The organism is Streptomyces sp. NPDC045701 (assembly GCF_056432045.1).
On record NZ_JBWKJV010000053.1, the window covers coordinates 1 to 23,425 of the forward strand.

Sequence of the window (23,425 nt, forward strand, 5' to 3'; positions counted from 1 at the left end):
CCCGCGGAGCGGGTACCACATCGCTGCGCGATGTGCAAGCGAACCACCGCGTTGCGCGCGGTGGTTGCGCACCCGCTCCGCGGGTGCGCTGGTGGCTCGCTGCGCGAGCCACTCACCTCCGGTGCTGCGCACCGGAGGTGACGCCCTGTCCGCTGCGCTCCCAGGGCTGGGGGCTGCGCCCCTTGTTTTCCGGGTTTCCGCTTCGCTTCAACCCTGGGCTGGCGGGTCCGCTGCGCTCCCCCCGCCTGACGGTCCTTCGGCTGCGCCTTCAGGACCGTTTGGGCCCGCTGTCGCGGGCCGGGCTGGCTACAGGGATGGGGTGCTGTGGGGGTTCAGGCGTTTGCGTGGCGTGGGGTGACGGCTCGTCGGGGTGCCGCGTGATGGGCCGGCTGATGTCCTGGGGTGGCTTGGAGGCGGTGCAACCACAGGAAGGCGGTGGCGAGCAGGCCAGTGAAGACGACCAGGAGAAGAAGGGAGACCCACATCTGCCGCCCCCCGGAATGGGCCCAACCCGTCCAAGCCGCGGCAGCCGCCCACAGCAGGACACCTGCCGCGTAGAAGGCGCGGACTCGGCGCAGCTGCCGTACGGCCCGCAGGGACATCAGGTGTTCACTCTTCGGTGCCATGCCGCCCCGTGTACCCCCACCCGCGCAGTTCACCGGGCGGGGCTTGGTCTGCTTGCCCCGCCCGGTGTCCGGGCGTCCACGCTCTCTCGCGGGTGCGGGTCCTCCCGCTGCGCCCGAGGGCCACTGACTCGGAGTTTCCGCTACATCTGGGGGCGCTGACGCGGGTATTCCGGCTGTGTCTGGGGGGGCCGCTGAGGCTCGCCCGGTCGAGCGGACGGGCTCTCCGGCTGCGTCTTCAGTGCCCCAAGGGCCGCTGGCGCTCGCTGGGCCGGGCTGGTGGCGTGGGTGGATGCTGGTCGGGGCGAGCGTTGCGGCGTGAATTCTGGCTTGGTCTGCATCAGAATGATGCAGCATGTAGCCTTGGCAGAAACATGTGACACCCTGCGGGTCATCTGGTCATCCCGTCCATGTCCTCCATCGCATCTGAGGAGGGTCGCATTGGCCGTATTCGACAGCTTCCTCGATGGAATAGTTGCCGAAATATACGCAGTCTGCATACACCGGCCGCGTGGCGTACCAGCAGAGTGCAACCAGCGAGGCGAGTACTACGGCGGCGACCGGGTGCCTCCATGTGGAGGGCCCTGAGACGGGGTGAATCATGCCGGTGAGCATACGGCCGGGTGTGAAGTGCTCATCCTCTGGGGGCGGTCCTGTGAGGAGACCGTGGTCTGCCGCAGCAAGGCCGTCATGAGGCCCTCGGGCTCCAGTCCGCTGCGGGCTGGAGTCCGGGGGCCGGTACACGGGCGCGATCGGCGCACCTGGGGTTTCGGGCGGGCTCCAGTCGGGCGTGCCCGCTGGCCTGAAGTTCCGCGACCATATCGATAAAAGGGGAAGGCAGGAAATGTTCGGGGTCCAGCTCAGGGAACACCAGGTCGACCAGAAGACGAGTTTCCGTGAGTGGGCTGGATTTCCCGCAAGATCACCTGTTCCTGCGAAGGGGGTGCGGGGCACGATCGTGTCCGCGACGGGATCGGGTAAGACGATCACCGCGGCCTCCTGCGCGCTCGAGTGCTTCCGAAACGGTCGGATCCTCGTGATGGTGCCGACCCTGGACCTGCTGGTGCAGACGGCCGAGGCGTGGCGTCTGGTGGGTCACCGGGCCCCGATGGTCGCGGTGTGCTCGCTCGAGAACGACCCGGTCCTGGGCTCGCTGGGGGTGCGGACCACCACCAACCCGATCCAGCTCGCCCTGTGGGCCGGGAAGGGGCCGGTCGTCGTGTTCGCCACGTACGCCTCCCTGGTGGATCGCGAGGACCCGGAGGACCCGACGGGTCAGCGGAAGGTGCGCGGGCCGCTGGAGGCCGCTCTGGCGGGCGGAGAGCGGCTCTACGGCCAACGCATGGACGGCTTCGACCTCGCCATCATTGATGAGGCCCACGGAACCGCTGGTGATCTTGGTCGTCCGTGGGCGGCGATCCACGACAACCAGCGGATCCCCGCCGACTTCCGGCTCTACCTGACCGCGACCCCGCGCATCCTGGCGGCTCCCCAGCCGCGAAGGGGCGCGGAGGGCCAGGAGGTGGAGCTCGCGACCATGGCCGACGACCCGGAGGGCACCTACGGCGCGTGGATCGCCGAGCTCGGTCTGAGCGAGGCGATCGAGCGCGAGATCCTCGCCGGATTCGAGATCGACGTCCTGGAGATCCGCGACCCCTCCCCCATCCTCGGAGAAACGGAGGAAGCGCGGCGCGGCCGACGCCTGGCGCTGCTGCAGACCGCACTCCTGGAGCACGCCGCCGCCCGGAATCTACGCACAGTTATGACGTTCCACCAGAAGGTGGAGGAGGCAGCCGCGTTCGCGGAGAAGCTGCCCGAGACGGCGGCCGAGCTGCATGCCGGCGAGGTCTCGGGCGAGGACCTGGCGCAGGCGGACAAGCTCCCGAAGTCGTCGATCGACGCGGAGTTCTACGAGCTGGAGGCCGGCCGCCACGTACCCCCCGGCCGGGTGTGGTCGGCATGGCTGTGCGGCGACCACCTCGTCACCGAACGGCGCGAGGTCCTGCGCCAGTTCGCGAACGGGATCGACGCGGCCGGGCGCCGGGTCCACCGCGCCTTTCTCGCATCCGTTCGTGTGCTCGGGGAAGGCGTCGACATCACCGGCGAGCGGGGAGTCGACTCGATCTGCTTCGCTGACACCCGCGGCTCCCAGGTGGAAATCGTCCAGAACATCGGCCGGGCGCTGAGGCTCCACGAGGACGGCAGCACAAAGATCGCGCGGATCATCGTGCCGGTGTTCCTGGAGCCCGGCGAGGACCCCACCGACATGGTCGCCAGCGCCTCGTTCCGCCCCCTCGTAGCCGTCCTCCAGGGCCTGCGCTCGCACGATGAACGACTCGTCGAGCAACTGGCCTCGCGGGCGCTGACGAGCGGCAAGCGCAAGATTCACGTTCGGCGGGACGAAGAGGGGCGGATCGTCGGCGCCGGCGGCGAAGGGGACGGGGAGCACCAGGAGGGTGGCACCGGCGCAGCCGCCAAAGCCGCCCTGCTCCACTTCTCCAGCCCGCGCGACCCGGCGACCATCGCGGCGTTCCTGCGCACCCGGGTCTACCGGCCCGAATCCCTGGTCTGGCTCGAGGGCTACCAAGCCCTCATCCGCTGGCGGAAAGAGAACGGCATCACCGGTCTCTACGCCGTTCCGTATGACGTCGAGGTCGAGGTCGGGGCGACGAAGGCGTTTCCGCTTGGGCGGTGGGTGCATCAGCAGCGAAAGGCCCTGCGGGCAGGTGAACTGGAGGAGCGGCGCAAGACCCTGCTGGACGCAGCCGAAGCCGGGATGGTGTGGGAGCCCGGCGAGGAAGCCTGGGAGACCAAACTCGCCGCGCTCCGCTCCTACCGGCGGGCCATGGGACACCTCGCACCCCGGCAGGACGCCGTGTGGGACGACCCGGCCGGCGGCGGCACCGTGCCGATCGGACAGCACATGACCAACCTCCGCAGGAAAGGCGGCCTCGGAAAGGACCCGGAGCGAGCGGCGGAGCGCACGGCGCAGCTGGCCGCGATCGACCCGGACTGGAACTGCCCTTGGCCGCTCAACTGGCAGCGCCACTACCGCGTCCTCGCCCACCTCGCGGAGGACGAGCCCGGCGGCGTCCTGCCCGACATCCAACCCGGCGTGACGTTCGACGGCGACGACCTCGGACGATGGCTCCATCGGCAGAAGCAGCCCGGCACCTGGGCGCAGCTTCTCCCCGAGCAGCAGCAGCGGCTGTCGAAGCTGGGCGTACAGCGCGACCAGGCGCCGCCTCCCGCCCCGGAAGCCGTTCGTGCAGCTAAGGGGCCGAGCAAAGCCCAGGCGGCGTTCCAGCGCGGCCTGGCGGCCCTCGCGCAGTGGGTCGAACGCGAAGGCGCCCACCGGCCGGTCCCGCGCGGCGCGGTCGTCGAGGTCGAGGTCGATGGCGAGGCGGAGCCGGTGCCTGTACGACTCGGCGTATGGATTTCCAACACCAAATCGAGGAGGGATCGGCTGGACGCCGACCAGCTCGACGCACTACGACAGCTCGGCATGCAGTGGGCATAAAAGCCGGCCCGGGAGACGGCACCGTCCCCGGGGAGGACACGGGCGTACCAAAAGCGTACGCTTCTGCATCCTTTTACCGTACAGAAACCGTACACGGGCTTGTCGGGGATGACGGGAAGCAGCGGCCGCCTGCCCGGCGCGCGGAGCGCCGGGGCGGCGCAGGTGTGCTTCAGCGGATAGAAGGCCTGCACCCCTTGCGCTGGCCCCAGTCGGCCAGCGCAAGGGGCTGTGGTCTACCGCCGGAAGCCTCGTCGAGGGTCCCTGATGCTGCGGTTGTCGAACGGGTCGAACCAGGCGGCCTCCCGAAGGTCACCCACGCCCATGGACTGGTTTGCGGGGTGATCGGGTTCCTCGATGCCGGTGAACTTGGAGTGGAAGAGCATCAGGACGTCGTGGTCTTGGAACAGCAGGTCGGAGCAGCTGTCCCAGCTGTAATCGTCCTCGTGTTTCGGGAGGCTGTTGTGGTCGTCCTCTGCGGGGCGGTCTTCCAGGTAGGTCGGTGCGTCCTCGATGGCCAGGTGCAGGGCCATCTCCTCCGCAGTGCAGGTGGGGTTGGGCCAGTTTCCCTTAGCGAGGTCGGCGGCCAGGTCGTCAAAGGCGCGGGCCATCCGCCGTCGCCAACGGTGGTCGGCTGTCCAGGTGAGCGGGGGCAGTCGGTCGAAGACCTCCCACGTTGCGGAGTCAGCGTCTGACAGGAACTGGTCCCCCAGACGCTGCGCGTCGTCGTAAGCCTGGTCCGCGAGGACGACCAGTGCCGTGTGGAGCAGGTCAGCGGTACGGGGCGTGAGTTGCCATCCGCATTCCTCGCATTCCCCGTCCTCGCCCTTGCACGGACAGTCCCGGGTGGCGAAGAGCGCTGCGAAGTTAGGGGTCTGTTCTTCGGCTGCGGGCCGGGTCTGGTGGCCTCGCAGGCGCCAGCCGTGAGTGAACCGGGTGACGACCGGCGCCGCGCTCCAGTCAGCCAGCTCATCCCCGTCTTCGGCGCGCAGAAGCTCCGCGGAGCTCTGCTCTTCCAGGGTCTGGGTTCCGGCGACATCCGGGTCCTCGGTGAGGGTCATCACGGCTCCGATCAGGTCGCGTGGATCGTCATCACCGAGTTCGGATGCAGGCAGCGGCTCCCAGCCGCGGTCGACAGCAGCGCGCAGGAGAGCGTCCTCGTCGGTGACGTGGAACTCGTGCAGGTGCGCGATCCGCACGACCTTTCCCGGGAGGTCCTTCAGTCGCGGGTGCCCCACCGGTCCGGACGCCACGTCGGAGACTGCTTCGTCCTCTGACGGATCCGGGTCGGATACCACGAACAAGGTGCCAGGTTCTGCCTGCCAGATGCCGCTCGCGGCCTGGACGACGGCCTGGCGCAGCGAGCCAGCTGGTGCGTCCGGCATCTCAGCCGTGAGGGCCTTCAGTTCGTCGTCGACGGTGGTGGCATCGCGTGTAGACGGCGGCGGCGAGCCAGGCGCGGGCGAACGGGGCGGCATCGGAGGGAAGGAGGCGGCCGAAGGCGTCGCGGGAGCGGAGCGCGGCGGTGCGGTGCAGGTCGTCGAGGAGGTCGCCCGCCGCGGCGAGGCCGAGACGCCGCAGACGGGCGCTGTCCTCCGGCTCGCCGCGCGAGGAGGCGGACAAGGCGAGGACTCGGCGGCCTCCGGACACCGCCTGGTGGACGCGTCGGCGCAGCAGGTGGAGCGGGGCCTCGTCTCCGGCGGGCAGGGCCTCGGGCGGGCTTTGGGCGACGTCGGTCGGCAGGTCCGCGTACTGGAGACGGTCCAGGCCGGCGTTCACGCGGGCGGCGGGATCGGCGGGGTGTTCGGTGGCGAGCAGCCGCGCCCGCGGGAGCGTCCCGGGGACCAGCCGGGCCACGATCCGCAGCCGGCTGCCCCGGGCGGCGGCGAGCAACCGCAGGTTGTCCCGGTATGGGAGGGACGGGTCGTCGTGGGCCGTCGTCAGCCTCAGGGGTACGCCCGCGCAGTCGGCCAGGAGGCAGTCCCCGGTGCTCTCGCGCACCGGGCCCAGGAGGGTCACGTCCAGGAACAGCACGTCCCGTCCGCCGCTCAGGGCTCGGGCGACCTGCTCGGCGGCCGGTACGCACCACAGCCGGTCCAGCGGCTCGGCGCGCCAGGCGGCACCGGCCGCGCGGACCGCCCGTACCCCTGCCCCGGCGCCGAGGCGGCCGGTCGGTGAAACCGTGGCACCGGACACGGCCAGACCCTCGCGCGACAGCTCGCGGTGGGTCAGGGAGGTGTCGCCGACCCGTACGGCCCGGTCGGCCGCGCCCGCCGCCCGGGCGGGCCCGCCGGGCGCCACGTCGGACACCGTGTACAGGCGTCCTTCGGCGTCGGCCGTCCAGGTGACCGCGCCCGCGTAGCCGGTCGCCGTCAGCACGGGTTCGGAGAACAGCCCGTACAGCCGCAGGGAGCCGTCCGGCCGGTACGGCTGCCGGACGGTGCCTCGCAGCTCGGCCAGATCGGGGCCCGTGGCGTCCGGGACGCGGTGGGCGATACCGAAGGTGGCGGCCAGGGCGGCGACGAGGTCGGTGAGGCGGTACGCCGGGTCGGCGGAGCGGGCGGCGCGCACCCCGGTCACCACGGAGATCGCCGCGGCGGAGGCGCGGGGCAGACCGGCGAGGCGGGCGGTGTGCGCGGCGCGCAGCAACTCCGCCTGGAGCACGGCGCCGGCACCGTCCGTGCCGGCTCCGAGGACGGCGGCCGCCGCGGCATGCACCGCCCGGGCGGCGGCACGCTGTTCGGCGGTGGCGGTGGCGGCCTCGGCGGGATCAGAGGTTGGAGCATCCTCGGCGGGACGGGGGGTCGGGGCGTCCTCGGCGGGGTCGGTGACCGAAACATCCTCGGCGACCGGCGTGTCCTCCGCGACCGGCGCGGCCGAGGCCGCGGCGGCGCGGTGCAGGCAGTCCGGGGCGAGCAGGCAGCCGCAGCTGATCGCGTCCGCACGGGTCACCGTCCCGCCGGGTGCGTGCAGCACGACGTCGGTGTCGTCGTCCACGGCGATCCGCACGAGGTCTCCCTCGCGGACGGCCGGGCGGGCGGCGAGTTTGGCGATGCCCGTGTCCAGTCGCTTGCGCAGGCGCGGCGAGAGCGCGCCGACGAGTTCGGCGGTGACGGACGGGGCGACCGGAGGCAGGTCCGGACTCATGCGATCTTCTCCCCTACCCAGCGGGCGAGTTCCAGCGGACTGAGGGCGGCGACGGGCATGCCCGCGGCGACGAGCCGACCGGCGACTCCGGTGGAGTAGCGGGGCCGGCCGGTGTCGTCGAGGCTTGCGCAGCCCAGAACGTGGCAGCCGGCCGAGACCAGCGCGCGAACTTCCGCGAGCAGACCGCCGAGCGGATAGCCCTCCTCGAAGTCGCTCACGACCACGACGAGGGTGCGTGACGGCACGGTGATCAGTTCACGCGCGTGCCGCAGACCGGCCGCGATGTGCGTACCGCCGCCCACGCTGACCTCCAGCAGCAGCGACAGCGGGTCGTCCACGTGTCCGGTGAGGTCGATGACCTCCGTGGAGAAGGCCAGGAAGTGGGTGGACAGCGTGGGCACTCCCGCCAGCACCGAGGCGGTCAGCGCGGCCCACACCGTGGACGCCTCCATGGACCCCGACACGTCGGTGACCAGGATCAGCCGCCAGTCGGCGCTCCGGCGCGCGCGGGTGCGGAAGACCGGCCGCTCGGGGATCACCTGGACCGTACCGGCCGGGGTACGGCGCGCGGTCGCCAGGTTGGCCCGCAGGGTGCGCGGCAGGTCCAGGCCGCCGCCCGGGCGCCTGCTGGGGCGGGGCAGGGCCGTGCCGTGCAGGGCGGGCCGCAGCCGGGTGGCCAGTTGCCGGGTCAGCGCCTCGACCAGCCGCCGGACCAGCGGGCGCAGCGCGGCCAGCCGGGCCTCGGGCAGCCCGCCCGCGTGTCGCAGCACGGTGCGCAGCAGGTCCACGGAGGGACGCACACTGTCCGCGTCGAGTTCGGCGAGGACGTCACTGCGGCCCGACGCGGCGGCAGCGGCCAGCACTTCTTCCCGGATGCCCGGCCCGAACAGCGCGGCCAGTTCCTCGGACCACTCGCGCACGCCCGGGTACGGCGCCTCCCGTCCGCCGCCGGTGCCCCGGCCCGTCAGGTCCCCGCGGCTGCCCTCGCCGCGTCCGCTGCCGTACAGCTCGTCCAGTGCCGTCGCCAACGGTACGGCGGAGGAGGGGAGTCGGTCCGTGCGGCGGCCGAGGAGGAGGCGCCAGCGGTCGGCGGGGGCGAGGTGGTGCTCCTCGGTGCCGGTGGTGCCCGGGGTGACGTCCGGGGCCGGGGCCTCGGGAGCGGGCTGCGTGGTGGCGACGTCCCCCGCCGGCGAGGGCAGCAGTCCCAGCGACCGCAGGGTCTCCCGGGCGGCGAAGTCCGCCCGCGTCCACAGAGCGAGCGAGGCCGGGTCGACGCCGTGCGTGTCGGTGACCCGCCCGGTGTCGAGACGCTGCTCGACGGACGTGAGGAGCCGGTCGCGGGCCGCGGGGCTGAGGGTGTCGAAGCCGCCGCGGAGCGCGGGGAGCCGGTCCAGGAACGCCCGATCGGGCAGCTCGGACACCCGGGTGAGCAAGGGCTCCAGCGCGGGGGCCGCCGCGTCCAGCAACTGACCCGCGGCGGTCAGCAGCCCGCTGAGCCGGGCGGTGAGCGCGGCGCGGGAGTCGGGGTCGGTGGCCCCGTCGACCCAGGAGGCCACACGGTCGCCGAAGGCGCGCGCCTCCTCCTGCCCCAGCAGGACGCGCACCGCACCCGCGGCACCACGCATCAGCGGGGAGCCGTCGGCAGCCAGGCGGGCCAGGGCGTCGGCGAGCCGGATGCCGCCCGACGTGTCGGCGCGGTGGGCCAGTTCGAGCAGGGCATGGGCATCGGCGGGGTCGTCGGAGCCGGTCAGGCCGTCCACCTGGCGCACCGCCGCGGCCGTGAGCAGCTCCGCGACGGCGGTCACCCGGGCCACCCGGTCCGGCTCGGCGTCCAGCCCCGGGACGTGCCCGGCCCGCAGCCGGTCGAGGAGGGCCAGCCCGGCCAGGAGCTCCGGCAGGGTGCCGGCCTGGGGCAGCACGTCGGCGACCTCGTCGAGCCGCTCGCCGGCGAGCCCGGGCAGCCCGCACACCGCGGACTGTTCGAGTCCGGCGAGGGTCTGCGCGGCCGTCGGCCCGCCCTCGTCCCACTCCGCCCGCCGCCGCTGGCGCAGGACCCCTTCGGCGGCCTGCGCCGCGGTGACCCCGCGCGCGCCGGCCGCGGTCAGCATGGCCGCCGTGGCGGGTGTCCAGCGCACCTCCCAGCGGGAGGTGAGAGCGTCGGTGCCGCCCGCGCCCACGACCTCCTTGGCCTCCCCGTACGGCACTCCGCACACCGTCAGCCGGCGCAGCAGCAGCTCCCGGCGCCGGTCGAGGTCGGACCGCAGCGGATCCAGCCGCAGGTCCCGCGACGCACGCGTGCCGCCCGTGTCCGGACCTGGCAGGCCGAGCCGCGCCACCTCGGCCTCCACCGCGGGGGCGAGACCGCTGCGCGGCGCCTTCGGTGCGGGGTGCCCGGTGCGCGTGCCGACGAGCACCCGTTCCATCGCCCGCGCCACGGCCCGCCCCCGCCCGTACGGCTCACCCTGCGTGAGCACCGTCTGCACGGCCTCGACCAGTTCACCCCGGCCCGCCGCCGGGAGGCCCCGCAACCGGGCGAGGTCCGAGGCGAGCCGGCTGATCTCGCGTGCGTCGGCGGGGCCCGAAGGGTGGCCGAGGTCGCGCAGTTCGACGCAGACGCGTACGGCCGCCCGTGTCAGTGCCTCCTCCAGCGCGGCCGGATCGCCGGCCGCGCGCAGGACCATGTGCTGCCACTCCGGGTCCCGGATGCCCGCCGGGTATCCGGACCGCTCGTCCAGGAGGGCGTAGGTGTACGGGATCAGCGATGTCGTCCAGACGGGCCGCCGCGCGTCGCCGGCGGCGCCCGGCCGTACGAGCGCCGGAGCCGGGTCACCGGCGGCCGCGACGTCCTGCCGGACGAGCGCAGGAGCGTGGAACGCGCCGAGCACCACGGCCGCCCGCTCTCCCCGTGCGGTCGCCTCGGCCAGCCGGTCCCGCATCCACCGCTCGCGCCGCAGGTCCAGCTCCGGCACGCCGCCGGCGGCGACCGCGTCCTCGCGCAGCGCCCACCCGGTGAGCAGGGCCGCCCGGCGCAGGGCGTCGGGCGGGGAGCCGGGGGCGGTGGCCTCGACGAGGCGGTCCCACAGGTCGTCCCCGGGACGGCCCGTCAGCCGGGCCCGCAGCGCGTTGCCGAGACCCGGGCCGCCGGCGCGCCGCACGGCGGCCCGCCGTCCCCCGTCCCACGCGCGGTCGGCGAGCGGCAGGTCGCAGGCGACCACGGGTACGCCGTGCCGGGCGGCCCAGCGCACGGCGGCCAGTTCCGGTGAGAAGTCCGCGAACGGATAGAACGCCGGCCCTTCACCACCGCCGCCGTCGCCGGGCGCGGCGGCGAGGGCGACCGGGGCGTGCGTCTCCGGGTGCCCCAGCCAGGGCAGCCACTCCTGCATCTCGGCGGGCAGTTCGACGAGCAGCACGTCCGGCTTCGCCTCGTCCAGCAGCGCCGGCACGGCAGCGGCCAGGGAGGGCGCGTGGTGCCGGACGCCGACGAGGTAGGGCGCGGACGGAGCGGTGAGCGCGGCGAGCGCCTCGTCGGGCGAGAGGGGGGAAGCGGCGGAGGGCGAGCCGTCCGCGGCGGCGGCCCGGTGGGACAGGGACACGGCCGTCAGCCCTCCAGGACCGTACGCAGGTCCCACAGGGTGCGCCAGGTGGCGGAACCCTGCTCGGCGCGGCGCCGCACGGGACCGTCCCAGTAGCCGCGCAGCCGGGCGGCGTCCGCGGGGTCGTCCTTGCGGACCACGCCCAGCAGGTGCCCCGGCAGCAGCCCCAGCACGTCACGGTCGCCCGGGAAGTAGGCCGCCGCGAGCGCGAGCGCCCCTGCGACCGCCACGGCCTCCGCGGTGCTCATCACCGTGGACGGCCGTTCCACCTCCCAGCCCTCCGCCGACCGGCCCTCCCGCAGGTCCCGGAAGGCGGTGACCAGTGCCTCCAGGACGGCGTCGTCGACCTGGAACGGCGCCCCGGCGCGCGCCACGGACGCCCGTGCCTGGCCGCGCACCAGCGCGATCTCCGCGTCGATGTCCCCGATCGGGCCGACCGTCTCGAAGTTGAAGCGGCGCTTGAGGGCCGCGGACATCTCGGAGACGCCCCTGTCGCGGAGGTTGGCGGTGGCGATGAGGTTGAAGCCGGGCGCCGCGTGCGCCAGCGCGTCCGGGGTGCCCGCCAGTTCGGGCACCGCGATCCGCCGCTCGGAGAGCAACGAGACCAGGGAGTCCTGCACTTCGGGCAGGCAGCGCGTGACCTCCTCGACGCGGGCGATGGCGCCCCGGGACATCGCGGTCAGGACGGGCGAGGGCACCAGCGCCTGCCGGCTGGGGCCCTGGGCGAGCAGCAGGGCGTAGTCCCAGCCGTATTTCAGCTGGTCCTCGGTCGTGCCGGCCGTGCCCTGAACCACCAGGCCGCTGGTGCCGCACACGGCGGCGGACAGCAGCTCCGACAGCATCGACTTGGCCGTGCCGGGCTCGCCGACGAGCAGCAGACCGCGCTCCCCCGCCAGGGTCACCACGCATCGCTCGACCAGCGCCCGGTCGCCGACGAACTTGCCCTCGATCACCATGCGTCGCGGCACGCCGTCCGGCACGTCCGCGCCGTCGGGCAGCTTCAGGGCCTGCCCGTCGCCGCCCATGACGAACGTGACGACCGCGCGCGGGGTGAGTCGCCACGCGGGCGGGCGCGGCCCGTCGTCGTACGCGGCGAGGAAGGCCAGTTCGGTCGCGTACCGGTCCTCCGGCGGGTCGATCTGGCGGGCCGGGGCGTCGGAGAGGGTGGTGCTCATCGGTGGGGGTTCTTCCGGTCGTGGGTGGACGGTGGTCATCGGCGGCGGCCCTTGCGGGTGGCGCGGGTGGTCAGTTCCTCGTAGGCCGGGGCGTCACCGGCGCGTACGCGGTCCCACGCGCGCCTGAACAGTTCCGGCACCGGTACCGACGGCACCGCGCGGGCGTGCGGGCCCGCCGGGTAGAGGCCCTGCTTCCAGACCTCCACCGGCAGCGCGGGCGACTTCAGGTCGAGCCAGCCGCCGGGCAGGAAGAGGGTGCGTCCGGCGCGTGCCCGCTTCGCCTCGACGACCAGGTCGGTGGCCGCGAGTTCGGCGCGGGCCTTCTTCATCCGGGCCGGCTTCCAGCCCGTCCAGCGGGCGCAGTCGCGGTCCGTCGGGTCGGGCAGGGCCAGCAGCTGCAGGTAGAGCGCCGCCGCGTCCGCGCCCAGGCCGTGCGCCTGTGCGACGTCGGCGACCAGGTCGGGTACGCCGGTCGCCGGGTCCTGGGCGTACCCGGTGGGCCCCTCGGCGTCCGTGCCGGCCTCGACGGCGCGGGTGAGTTCCTCGCCCAGGATCGTCCGCAGTGCCCGCATGCCGTGGCCCCGCGCGGGCCCGACCAGTCCTTCCAGCAGTCCGAACACCGGGTCGTCCGCCCCCGTGAGGGCGGCCGGGCGGACCAGGACGGTCTCCTGGTCGCCGTACCAGGGGCGCAGCACCAGTGCCTCGCCCACGGCGGTCAGACCGTGCGCGTCGGCGCCCCCGGTGGCGGGCATGCCGTACGCCTTGCGCAGTTCCACGGCGGCCGGCGTGCCCTTCTCCGTCCACGCCAGGTCGAGATCGAGCAGCAGCCCCGGATCGGCGACGCGACGGCGCAGCGCGGCCAGCGCCTCCGGCAGGACGCCGCGCAGGGGGTGCCCGTACGGCAGGCAGTAGGCGAGCCCGGCCAGAGCGGCCACGGCACGCGACAGGTCGTACCGCCCGGGCAGCGCCTTGGGATCGTCCGGCACCAGGGCGCCGTCCTTGCCGGGCCGCTGCACCGTGGTGCGGCTGATCCACGGGGTGCGGCGCGGGTTGAGCACCTCCTCGGCGGAACCCGTGGGCAGCCCCGCCAGGGACTGCTCCCCGGCCAGGTCCTCGGGCAGGCGGACGACTCCGGCGAGCCGGTCGGCCCAGACCCGGCCCGCCGCGTCCGTGTCCGGTCCCGCCGTCCACAGGTCGGCGGGGTTCTCGGGCAGCAGCGCGCCGACGAGCGCGGCCCGGTCACCGGGGTCGAGCCGGCCCAGCAGCGCGTCGCCGAGCTGCTTCTGCCGGGGCTTCAGGCCGGTCGCGGCGATCACCTCGTCGGTGAGCCGGGACGGTTTCCCCGCGAGCAGCAGCGCCGCCTGCACGGGCCCGAGGCCGTCCCGCGTCGCGTCGCACAGCGCGGCGGGCACCTCCGGCTGCCAGGGCGCGGCCCCCTTCTCCCGGATCAGCCCGGTCACCGCGGCCAGCGCGTCGGCCGGGAACACCGGCGGGTACGCGGTCTCCCGCTCCAGCGTGAAGTGCGCGACCGCGCCGAACACACCGGTCGGGTCGTGGTCCAGGGCCAGCCAGTGCACGCGCCGTTCGCGGTGGTCGACGGTCTGGCTGCCGAGCACGACGACGGTCCGGCCGTCCCGGCGGAGCACCTGGCCGGTCCGCTCCTGCTTGCTGTGCGGCTCGCTCAGCACGACCTCGCGCAGCGCGCCCCCGGTCGCGGCCAGGGGTCCTTCGGTGACCGCGTCGAACAGCAGGAGCAGCGCCTGGCGGTGCGTCTCCGTCACCGTCGGCGAGGCGGCGCGGTAGGCGAGCGGGCGCAGGAGCCCGAGCACGGGCGGCCACACCAGACCGATGCCGGGGAGGGTGAACTCGTCGCTGCGCCAGCCGTCGGCGGCCCCGGTGAGCCGGGCGGAACCGGGGAGGGGCTTGCCGTCGGCCGGGTTGCCGGACAGGACGTGGTTCACGGCTCGGATCTGGCGCAGCGCGTTCCAGCGCTGCTCGCCGCCCAACCAGCCCTGCAGGTTGGCGAGGCCGTCGACGGCCTCGCGCAGGGTCTGGTCGTCGCCGTGGTCCGGGTGGTGGTCGGCGAACATGCCCACGGCGTGTTTGGTGTCCGCCTTCGGACGCTCCACCGGGGGTGTCACGAAGGTGGCGATCGACTCCGCCAGGCGCAGCACCCCGCGCGTGAGGCCGGTGACACCGGCGAGCACGTGCGGCTCGGTGAGGGCGGGCAGGCAACGCGCGACGGTCTCTCGCAGGACCTCGTCGGCGGTCGGCACGGCGGGCTGCCCGGTGGTGTCTCCCGTGACGCGACCCGCCCCGCCCCCCGTGGCGTTTCCGGCGCCGGCCGCCGTGTTCACCGCGCCCGCGGTGCTTCCCGCTCCGGCCGTGGCGGCCTTCGCCTGGGCGGTTGCCTCGGCGACCTTGGCCTGACGCTCCGCCAGGGCCCGGGCCCCGGCGCGCAGCACGTCGTCCGCCTGCGCGTCGCTCAGCGCGCGCAGCAACGCCGACGCGTTCTCGTCGCGCGGCCGCAGCGCGTGCCAGAAGTCGACCGGCGGGACAAGCCGCGTCCCGGCGGCGAACTCGCCGCCGCGCTCCAGCGGCGTCACCCGGCCGAGCTCCCGTACGCCGCCGCTGCCGTCAGTCGTGTACAGAGCGATTTGACGGTGGTCGGCGACGACGACGGGTCCGGCGCCGCCGGGCAGCCGCAGCGCGCCGACCGGAACGCCGGACGTCCGGCCGTGTGCCGCCGCCAGGGTGACGGTCCGGCCGTCCGGCGTGCCGACGGTGACGCGGACCTCGTCGCCCTCGCCCTCGGCGCGCACCCAGCGGCCGAGGACCGTGCCGTCCGTGCCGAACGGGCTGTGCTCCAGGCCGGGCTGGAGGGGCAGCACCGAGCAGTGCCGCTGGCGCAGGGTGGCCCCCTCGCGGATGCCGGTGCGCAGGAACGCGGGCAGCGAGGCACGCGCGTGGGTGCCGGTGGCCGGGTCGTACTCGAGCCACACGTGCTGCCGTCCCTGCCGGCCCAGGCGCCAGTACGAGGTGCCGTCCCCGATGACGCGGCGGGTGGGCGGGAGGTCCGTGTCGCCGGCGTGCAGGGTGCGCCCGCCGGTGGCGCGGCCGCCGCCCGGCAGCGGGATAGAGGTCTCGCCCGCGTCACCGCTGCCGTACCAGCGCGGGATCCTCTCGCCGCCGGGCGTGAACACCTCGGACGGGCGGGCCGACCAGTAGCCGTACCGCTTGCCGTCCTGCCACCACATCACCAGCAGTTCGCCGTCGGTGTAGCGGAACAACGGACGCTGCCAGCGGTCGAGCTCCGTCGGCAGGCGCAGGTCGTGCTCCAGCAGGATCTCCCGCGGCCCGACGACGATCGCCTTGTGCCGGCGGGACAGGATCAGCGCCGGCCAGGCCTCGTGGACGGCGAGTGTGTCGTCGCGGCCGGTCCGGGTCTCGGCGTCCAGCCGCCGCAGCGCCTCGTCCAGGGCCGGCCAGCCCAGCTCGTCCGGGATTCCGGCGCGCAGGGCGCGGCCGAGCAGCGGCGCGACATCGACTGCGGCGACCCGGGCCACGGCCTCCGGGCTGATGCGGGCCGCGACCGCGCGGAACGGCCGCAGCTTCTCCAGCGCGGCGCGTGCGCCGGGCAGTCCCGCCGATGCGGCCAGCTCGGCGGCGGCGTCGTCCAGCCACTCGCGCAGCACGTCGGAGAGCACCGGGTGTCCGGCCAGTCCCTCCAGCAGGGCCGGGGTGAGGCCGCGGCCGGTGAGGTTGCCGACAGCGGCGTACAGCAGGCGCCGGCAGGACGGGTCCGCGGCGATGGCCGTCAGGTCCCGTCGCCCGGGCCGGGTCTCCCGCAGCCACTGGTTGAGGGGCAGGAGGACGTTCTCGCCGGCCTCGGGCAGGGTCAGCGGTATGCCCTCGGCCACACACAGGTCGAGCAGGTCGAGATCGGCGCCGGCCCGCCAACGGCCGGCGAAGAGGTTCACGGGACGGCCCTGGGCGCGCAGTCGCGGAGCCATGCGTTCCACCAGCGCGAGGGTGGCGGTCGAGCGGCCGCTGTGCGTGGCGCCGTGCTTGCGGAACAGCGCCCAGCGGCTGAGCCAGTCCGCCGCGTCGGTCACGTCGGTCGCGTCCGTGCCCTCCGCGCCGCCGGTCTCGCCCGTCAGCAGCCCGTCGGCGCCGGTCTCCGCGAGCAGCGCCAGCCAGAACTCGTCGTCCTCGGTGGAGCGGCCCAGCCCGGCCGGCATGATCTCCAGCAGCCGGGCCCGTACGGCGGGCCGCTGTTCGGCCAGGACGACGAGCGCCGCCCGGTAGGTGTTCCAGAAGGAGGCGGGGGCCCGGACCGCCGCCGGGGAGGCCAGCAGGTCGGCGACCAGGGCGCACTCCTCGGTGACCCGGTTCAGGCCTGCCGCCTTGATGAGGGCGCGCGCGTCCTGGGGCAGCGACGCGTACGGCGGCATGCCGGCCGCGCAGCGCTCCACGGTCAACTGCCGGTACTGCGCCCAGGCCTCGGCCGGGCTGAGCCGTGCCGAGAGGTCCTTCACATGCTCCTTGAGCGCCTTGACCGTCAGCGCCCCGGCGAAGGCGAACTCCAGGAACACGGCGCGCTGCCGCTCCTCGTCCACCGTGAGCGCGTGCACCCGCTCCGCGTCGCGGGCCTTGCCGAAGAAGGCGGCCGCGTAGGTCGTGTTCTGGTGCTGGAGGAAGACACGGGCGGCCTGCTCGTAGAAGGTGGGCAGGAAGTGCGGCACGGCCCGGCCGAGCCGTTCGCCCAGTGCCTCGAAGCCCTCCTTCGCGGTGCCGGGGCGGGACTTGGCCTGCCGGGCCAGCCGCTCGACGTCCTTGACCAGTGCCAGCGCGTGGTGCCCGTTCGCCGGGTCGTTGACCAGCGCCCACGCCGGGAAGCCGAGGGTTTCCCGGCGCACCTGGCCGACCTCGCGGACCCGCGCGTCCCGGACGAGACCGAGGAAGTCCATGGCGAGGTCCTCCGCCTCGCCGAGGGTGCCCGGCACCAGCCGCACGATCGTCCGTTCGCCCAGCGCCGGATGCGTGTACGTGCGTACGGTGAGGCTGTCGGCGTTCTCGCGGTCCCTGGTGCCCGGGGGCAGGATGGCACCGGCGTCGAGCAGCGCGGCCGCCGTGGTCTCGTCGTACGGGGATCCGTCGTGGGCGGTCGCGGCGTGGGCGGTTGCGTCGTGGCGGAATCCGCCGAGGGTGATCACGTCGTTCGTCGTCATGCCGCGCGCTCCTCGTCCTCGATGTCCCGCCCGGCGTACAGCGCGGCCGCCATGCGCATGCCCTCCGACCAGGCCACCGGCTCGACCTGGCCGAGTTTCAGCACCCGGCCGGCCGGGTCGGTGAAGACCAGGGAGCCGGTCTCCGTCTCCTCGTAGCCGTCGTAATCGCCGACCCACACCCGGGCCTCGACGGTGCGGCCGTCCTCCAGCACCGGGCAGACGGCGTGGCCGCCGCGTACGCGGTAGCCGAGCTGGGTCGCCCGGCCGTGCAGGAAGCGCAGCTCCTTGAAGGCACCGCCCGCGTACTCCTCGACCGAGGTCGCGTCGGCGTCGAGCGCCGCGGGCCGCCGCCACACCTCCCGGAAGAGCTGCTGGGCGCGCTGCTCGACACCCAGCTCGACGGCGAACTCCCGCAGGTCCTCCACGTCGTCGAGGAGCACGGGGTGCGGCAGGCGGACCAGTTCCGGAGTGAGCCGGACCGTGTCGCCGTCGAGGTCGACGACGCCGAGGCCGCGCTCGGGGTCGGCGTCCCGCAGGAAGCCGGCGACCGCGCCGTCCTCCCCCGTGACCACCAGGTCGCGCAGGGCGCCCTGCCACGCCGGGTCCGGCCACACCCGCACCAGGACGGCGAACGGCACCGGCAACGAGCGCACCATCCACCGCTCCACGTCGTCCAGGCACTGCCGCTCGTGCCGCTCCAGCCACTCGGCGAGCCGACGCAGCCCCGCCACCGCCGGATCGTCGGCGATCTTCGGCGGCACGGACTTCAACCGCCGCCCGGCCGCGTTCCGGCACACCACCTTGCCGTCGTCGAGGGCGACTTCATAGTCGCCGGCCGACACCCACCCCATTTGTGTGCCTCCCGCACCCGCAATGATCAAGTGGCGGGAACTGTAGAGCACGGCACTGACAACGGCGTTCGGGGGCGGTCCGGTCCTGCGAGATCGGGCGCGGCCCGCCTCCTCATGGGCGGGTAGGGAGCGCCGGTGACGCGAGTGCCGTATACGGGTGCCAGGCCCGCGGCAGGTTCTGATCCGCCGGGCCGACCGTCGGCGGCGGTGGGGAGAAATCGATCGGCGGCACCGGGCGCGTGCCTACCGTCGGCGGTGGGCGATGTCCTTCAAGAAGCTGTCCGACAGCCGGCACGAGACCCTGGTCGCGCCCGCAAGGGGCCGGACGTCAGGCCGCCCGCCCAGCCCGCCGGTGGGCCATGCCGCACGACCTGGTCCACGCCGTCGTGGGGACCGCCCTCGGTATCGACGACGGATGGCGGGGCACGATGGCGGATGGCGCGGGCGCCACTCTTCCGGGTTCGGACTCGTCACCCCGGGCCACTGGCCCTGGCCGGGGGTGTGCTGCGCCAGGGTGGAGACTCCGTGATGGCCGCCGAGCTCTCCCGTGAACTGGGCCTACCCGGTGTAGCGCCGCCCCCTACGGACGGGCGGTGTCGGCCGGGCACCGCTGGACGCAGAGGCTTTCGCCGGGAGGGGCCTCGCCCGGACGCCGCCGCCGCTCGCTGGACCGCGGTCTCCGAAGGCGCGGAACGCCTCTGGCGCTGGGACTCGGGCCGTGCCCGTCGTCCGCGTCCGCGGCCGGTGCAGCCGCCAGAGCTCTGAGGACCGGGCGCCCTCCGGCGTCAACACCTGGCCACCAGGTCTCCGCGCAGCGCCGCGTCCGCGACGCGCCTGACCACCCGCGCGACCGTGGGCCCGGCGCATCCCGGCGCCCTCACCTACGGCGTCCGTCGCGGGACGCTTGGCCCTGCCTTAAATGCGGGGCCAAGCGCTCGCGTCGGCGAAGGGTCAGTGGGACTCGTCGTAGGGTTCGCGGCTGCCGGACTTGGCCAGCCCACGGCTGATCATGTACCCGACGGTCAGAATGACGACGTAGAGCCATGCCTGATCGGCGCGGAAGTAGTCACGGTGGCCGTCTTCGGCGCCCACGACCATGGAAGCGATCAGGACCGCAACCACGGAGGCGAGATAGATGAAGAATTCTGTGGTCTTCAGTGCCGACTTCGTCTCCGTCGTCAGTCGACGGGACCGGGGCGCAGCCGGGTCCCCGCCCGCGTGGTGGGCCGGGCCGCCGGCCGGATTCACACTGCTCATGGTATGCATCCCAATCTGTCTTGCGAAGCACCTGATGCACTCCACCGGGGACACTCGTCGAGGTCGACGCTGTCACACTCGCTAGTACCCACACACAGACAAGTAAACGGAGCATAAAATTCCAGATAATGGACACTGATCGCCCCGTCGCCCCAGGCGGCCAACCGTGCCCGGATCAGGCGTTCACCTGGCACCCAGCGTCGGCCGTCCGCTCAGGTACGGCCTGACCCTGCTGCCGCTCCCGGCGCTCGCGGTCGATTTTCGGCGGCCGTCGAGGTGACCGCCGCGACATGGTGGTCGACGAGCGGCAACCCGGTGAGCGGTACAGCGTGGCGTGAGTTCGATCGCCTTCCTCCCGGTCGGGAGAACCGCCTCATGCGAGCGTTCACAGCAGGCAAGGCAAGGACGGAAAGCAAACCGCCGAGGTCGCCGAAGCCGCAACCCACCGCCCAAGCACTTGCGCGCTTGGAGCACCGTCCTCCTGACCCGACACCTCGTCAGCAGCCGACCGCGAGGCCGGGCCTCTGCCCACGACCAGGGCCAGGGCAGGGGGAAGTGACCAGCGCGGAGAAGAGGATGGCTGCAACCGATCACCCAGCCCCACACATGATTCCTGCCGCGGGGACGGCTACTCATACGGGACGCCGCCGCTTCAAGGTGAACGCCGCCCATCGGAAACCGTAGATGTGTTCGGTCGGAACCGCCTTGTCCCTGAGGTCCGATGGACCGGTGCCGCGTGAAGCGATGAGCCGGCTGCGATCACCACGGCAGAAAGACGTGCACCGTCTTGCCCGCAGCCTCTGGAACGATGATGGTCTGCTCAGCCAGCGCCCTGATGAGGTGCCAGCCCAGGCCACCACAGCCGTTGAGGTCAACGGGCCGCGGCTGCGGCATCACCGGGTTGGTGTCGGTCACGGCAACATGCACCGTCCCGGTCATGGTGGTCCGCAGGGTGAGAGTGAAGGGGCCGGGGGCAAAAGTGAACGCGTTGGAGGCGAGTTCGGTGACAACGAGCAGTACGTCGTCGGGGGCATCCGGAGTTTCGGGCGGATGAATGCGGCTGAGGCCGTGAAGGAAGTCAGAAGCCCAGCCGCGAGCTTCGCTCACCTCTTCCAAGGTGCCGCCGAAATGCCAGACTTGTTCGACACTCATGACAGTCAGCAGTCCGGCGTCCGGATTGTGTCCATCAGCAGCCACGTCTCACTCCCTCGTTCCGTCGGAACCAACCTGGACCTCACGAGTTGCCCATCCTTCGGTACCCATGCCCCCGCTTCGCAGGTGCACATCGATGTTCGCGCAACCGGACGCGCGAGGTACCGGGTCTCCATGCCGAGCGGCCGACGACTGCGCGGCGGGGTACGGCCGGCCTCCGGGCGGCGGCCGCACCGCCGACGGACAACAGCACCCCCGTACAGACGGCACAGACGGCACAGACGGCGGCGTACGGAAGAACAGCCGCGGGCGACAAGCTGACGGCCGACGGACGCACGCCGCATCCACGCATACCGCCTCAGTCCCTGGGCAACAGCACACAAGCAGCTCGGCCCCCCCTCCGAGCACGACGGCCCCGCCACCATCCCCCCGTGGCGGGGCCACCCACCCTGCACACCTCCCCCGATAAGCACAGCCAGCAGCCTGTCGGCGAGCGGCAGGCCGACCGCCGACCGGCAGAACAGGCGCGGTTGAGGGCGCGGCCGCGGCACGGCGACGGCGACGGCGACGGCGACGGCGACGGCGACGGCGACGGCTGACGGTGAACCCCATGCGGCACGACTGGGACGGGGGACGGGGCACGGCACTGGAACGGCGAGCCGCCCCCGCGGCGGACCCCCGCCGCTCCTAGGCGCTCACCGGGTGTGGATCCCGTCGGGCGTCTGGTCCACGCCTCAAGCCGCCTTCCTCCAGACGTTCATGCCCAGTTGCAGGAAGGCGGCTTCTCGTATGGTCGTCTGCTTGACCTGGATCGCGAGCACCGCGACGTCGCCGGAGGCGTTCTTGACGCAGAGTTCGGTGCCGTCGTCCGCGGCCGCGAGCGACCAGGTGCGGTACGCGGAGCCGGTGGCGCCGCTGAGGAGGTGACGGCATACGTCGAGGGAGGCAGCCTTTCCGTTGAACAACTGCACGAACACGCTGGTGTCGCTCCGCAGCGCGCAGTCGACGCCGTCCTCGCAGTCGAGGCGGATGTCGCCCGTGCGGTCCTCGCGCAGCATCGGATCGCGGAGACTCAGGGAGTTCTTCTGATCCAGCCACACGGGAGACCGCACGAGGGCTCCCGGGGCCGGGGAGGCGTCCGAGGCAGGCTGCGACGCCCTGAGGGAGCCGCCGGCGGCCGGCGGAGTGCTTGACGGCGGCGCCGTGGACCGTGCGGACTTCGTCGGGCCGGGTGTCGCAGCGGGTGTGTCCGCCGCCCGCTCGCCGAGGCCGAACCGGTCCCCGGCGAGCCAGGTCAGGCCCGTCAGCACCAGAGCGCCCGTCGTCACGGACGCGGCCGTGACCAGCCCGGTGCGCCGTGCGGGCGACCGCCGCCGGGCGGGCCTCAGCAGCAGCGTCGCGGCCGCGGTCGAGGGGGCCACGGGGGTGCGCGGCGGGCCCGGAACAGTCGCCTCGGGTCCCGTGACCTGGCGCCAGACCGCCGGACCGGCGCCCGCGTCGGCGTCCGTGCCCAGTTGTCGGCGGCACGACTCGACGACCTCCGCCGGCGTCGCCCGCTCCCCCGGATCGGGCGCCAGGCACCGGGCGATCAGCGGGCGCAACGGCTCGGGCAGCAGGGACAGGTCGGGTTCCTCGTGCACGATCCGGTACAGCACGACGGGCGCGATGCCGTCCCCGTACAGCGGTTCGCCCAGCGCCGCGAAGGCAGCCGTCTGGGCCAGCGCGAAGACATCGGTCGCCGGGGTGATCTTTCCGGCGGTCGCCTGCTCGGGGGCCATGAAATGGGGTGTACCGACCGTGGAGCCGGTGGCGGTGTGCGAGGAGAGGTCGGCGGCGATCGAGATACCGAAGTCGATCACCCGGGGCCCGTCGGCGGCCAGCAGCACATTGGACGGCTTGAGGTCCCGGTGCACAATCCCCGCGGCGTGGATCGCCTGGAGCGCCTCGGCCACGCCGGCCATCAGCCACAGCACGGCGGACACCGGCAGCGGACCACGCCGGGCGACTGCCTCCGTGAGGGACGGCCCGGGCACGTACAGCGTGGCGAGCCAGGGGGGTACGCCGTCGGTGTCGGCGTCTACGAGTTCCGCGGTGTAGGCGCCCCTGACCCGGCGGGCGGCCTCCACCTCCCGGCGGAACCGCCGCCGGAAAGCCGGGTCGTCGGCCAGCTCCGGCCGCACCACCTTGATCGCCACCGGGCGGCCGCCCTGGGTGTGCGACAGGTACACCCGGCCCATGCCCCCGGCGCCGAGCCGGGCCGCGAGGCGGTAGTCGGCCACGACGGGAGGGTCGTCCGCCTGGAGCGGCTGGAACACCTCGGTGGTGCTGCTCATCGGACCGTCGTCCCCCCTGATCCCTACCGGCCGATGGGCCGGCCCGGGACGGAAGCCTAAACGGGATGAGTGGACCCCACTGACCTGGGATGCTCCTCCTCCACGGCCGCATGGGGCGTCCGACCCGGCCTCCGCGTCTCCGGCGACCTCAAGACCGACAGCCCGGCGACCCGCCCCTCGGGCCACGGCCGCACAGCACCGACGGCACCGACGGCCGGGCGCCGGCGACAGCGGCCGCGAGGCGTTTCGCCGCGAACGCCCGGCCGGCGGAGCAACGCGGTCCGGCACAGCGGCCAGGCAGCGGTCCGGACGGCCGGACGGCGACAGGCCGGTGGCGGATGGATGGCGGCAGCGGTCCGATGGCGGGCTGCACGGGGCAAGCCCAGGGCGACTGTCAGCGTGCGAAGATCATGTACAGGATGACGGTCGCGATCACGCTGATGAGCAGGGAACCTAGTGTCCTGCGCCGGGAATTCGATTAAGATATGAGGCCAGGCGTTCGAGGATCTCGTCGGCGCTCTTCGTCCATGTGAAGGGGCGGGGGTT

General features: G+C 73.6%; 11 protein-coding genes. 2 read left to right on the forward strand and 9 right to left on the reverse strand.

The genetic code is table 11. The annotated features are described in order from the left end of the window. The first annotated feature begins 1,467 nt into the window (after positions 1 to 1,467). Positions 1,468 to 4,143, forward strand: coding sequence for a helicase associated domain-containing protein (locus AC07DW_RS29610; protein WP_478860754.1), 2,676 nt, complete (start codon positions 1,468 to 1,470; stop codon positions 4,141 to 4,143). A gap of 233 nt (positions 4,144 to 4,376) precedes the next feature. On the opposite strand, the gene AC07DW_RS29615 is transcribed toward AC07DW_RS29610, so the two are convergent. The 8 genes from AC07DW_RS29615 to AC07DW_RS29650 form a co-directional block, all read right to left on the reverse strand. Continuing rightward, the gene (locus AC07DW_RS29615) at positions 4,377 to 5,618 is read right to left on the reverse strand and encodes a hypothetical protein (RefSeq protein ID WP_478860764.1); all 1,242 of its coding nucleotides are present in this window, start codon (positions 5,616 to 5,618) and stop codon (positions 4,377 to 4,379) included. Beyond that, positions 5,527 to 7,287 (reverse strand): hypothetical protein, encoded by a 1,761-nt coding sequence (locus AC07DW_RS29620; RefSeq protein ID WP_478860755.1) that lies wholly within the window; start codon positions 7,285 to 7,287, stop codon positions 5,527 to 5,529. Before AC07DW_RS29620 ends, AC07DW_RS29615 begins: the two co-directional genes overlap by 92 nt. Beyond that, a complete protein-coding gene (locus tag AC07DW_RS29625; protein ID WP_478860756.1) occupies positions 7,284 to 10,880 on the reverse strand; it encodes a vWA domain-containing protein in 3,597 nt (1,198 codons plus the stop codon). The genes AC07DW_RS29620 and AC07DW_RS29625 overlap by 4 nt, the downstream gene beginning before the upstream one ends. Before the next feature lie 5 nt (positions 10,881 to 10,885). Continuing rightward, positions 10,886 to 12,055, reverse strand: a complete 1,170-nt coding sequence (locus AC07DW_RS29630; RefSeq protein WP_478860757.1) for an ATP-binding protein — start codon at positions 12,053 to 12,055, stop codon at positions 10,886 to 10,888. Positions 12,056 to 12,090: 35 nt separating this feature from the next. Continuing rightward, positions 12,091 to 17,286: a hypothetical protein gene (locus AC07DW_RS29635; protein WP_478860758.1), complete on the reverse strand. Its 5,196-nt coding sequence runs from the start codon at positions 17,284 to 17,286 to the stop codon at positions 12,091 to 12,093. Next, complete coding sequence (locus AC07DW_RS29640) at positions 17,283 to 18,137, reverse strand: DUF4132 domain-containing protein (RefSeq protein WP_478860759.1); 855 nt, start codon at positions 18,135 to 18,137, stop codon at positions 17,283 to 17,285. The genes AC07DW_RS29635 and AC07DW_RS29640 overlap by 4 nt, the downstream gene beginning before the upstream one ends. 951 nt (positions 18,138 to 19,088) lie before the next feature. Beyond that, the gene (locus AC07DW_RS29645) at positions 19,089 to 19,394 is read right to left on the reverse strand and encodes a hypothetical protein (RefSeq protein ID WP_478860760.1); all 306 of its coding nucleotides are present in this window, start codon (positions 19,392 to 19,394) and stop codon (positions 19,089 to 19,091) included. Positions 19,395 to 20,153: 759 nt separating this feature from the next. Next, positions 20,154 to 20,591 (reverse strand): ATP-binding protein, encoded by a 438-nt coding sequence (locus AC07DW_RS29650; protein ID WP_478860761.1) that lies wholly within the window; start codon positions 20,589 to 20,591, stop codon positions 20,154 to 20,156. Between the two features lie 386 nt (positions 20,592 to 20,977). Here AC07DW_RS29650 and AC07DW_RS29655 point away from each other — a divergent pair, with 386 nt between their 5' ends. Continuing rightward, positions 20,978 to 21,145 (forward strand): hypothetical protein, encoded by a 168-nt coding sequence (locus AC07DW_RS29655; protein WP_478860762.1) that lies wholly within the window; start codon positions 20,978 to 20,980, stop codon positions 21,143 to 21,145. A gap of 135 nt (positions 21,146 to 21,280) precedes the next feature. Here AC07DW_RS29655 and AC07DW_RS29660 read toward each other — a convergent pair whose 3' ends face one another. Continuing rightward, positions 21,281 to 22,879 carry a serine/threonine-protein kinase gene (locus AC07DW_RS29660; RefSeq protein WP_478860763.1) on the reverse strand — a complete coding sequence of 533 codons (1,599 nt, stop codon included), beginning with the start codon at positions 22,877 to 22,879 and terminating at the stop codon, positions 21,281 to 21,283. Positions 22,880 to 23,425 lie beyond the last annotated feature (546 nt).

Bases quoted from the DNA above. Each gene is read 5' to 3' on its own strand.
- AC07DW_RS29610 (WP_478860754.1), top strand. From the start codon at position 1,468: ATGTTCGGGGTCCAGCTCAGGGAACACCAGGTCGACCAGAAGACGAGT.
- AC07DW_RS29615 (WP_478860764.1), bottom strand. From the start codon at position 5,618: ATGCCGCCCCGTTCGCCCGCGCCTGGCTCGCCGCCGCCGTCTACACGC.
- AC07DW_RS29620 (WP_478860755.1), bottom strand. From the start codon at position 7,287: ATGAGTCCGGACCTGCCTCCGGTCGCCCCGTCCGTCACCGCCGAACTC.
- AC07DW_RS29630 (WP_478860757.1), bottom strand. From the start codon at position 12,055: ATGAGCACCACCCTCTCCGACGCCCCGGCCCGCCAGATCGACCCGCCG.
- AC07DW_RS29635 (WP_478860758.1), bottom strand. From the start codon at position 17,286: ATGACGACGAACGACGTGATCACCCTCGGCGGATTCCGCCACGACGCA.
- AC07DW_RS29640 (WP_478860759.1), bottom strand. From the start codon at position 18,137: ATGGGGTGGGTGTCGGCCGGCGACTATGAAGTCGCCCTCGACGACGGC.
- AC07DW_RS29645 (WP_478860760.1), bottom strand. From the start codon at position 19,394: ATGAGCAGTGTGAATCCGGCCGGCGGCCCGGCCCACCACGCGGGCGGG.
- AC07DW_RS29660 (WP_478860763.1), bottom strand. From the start codon at position 22,879: ATGAGCAGCACCACCGAGGTGTTCCAGCCGCTCCAGGCGGACGACCCT.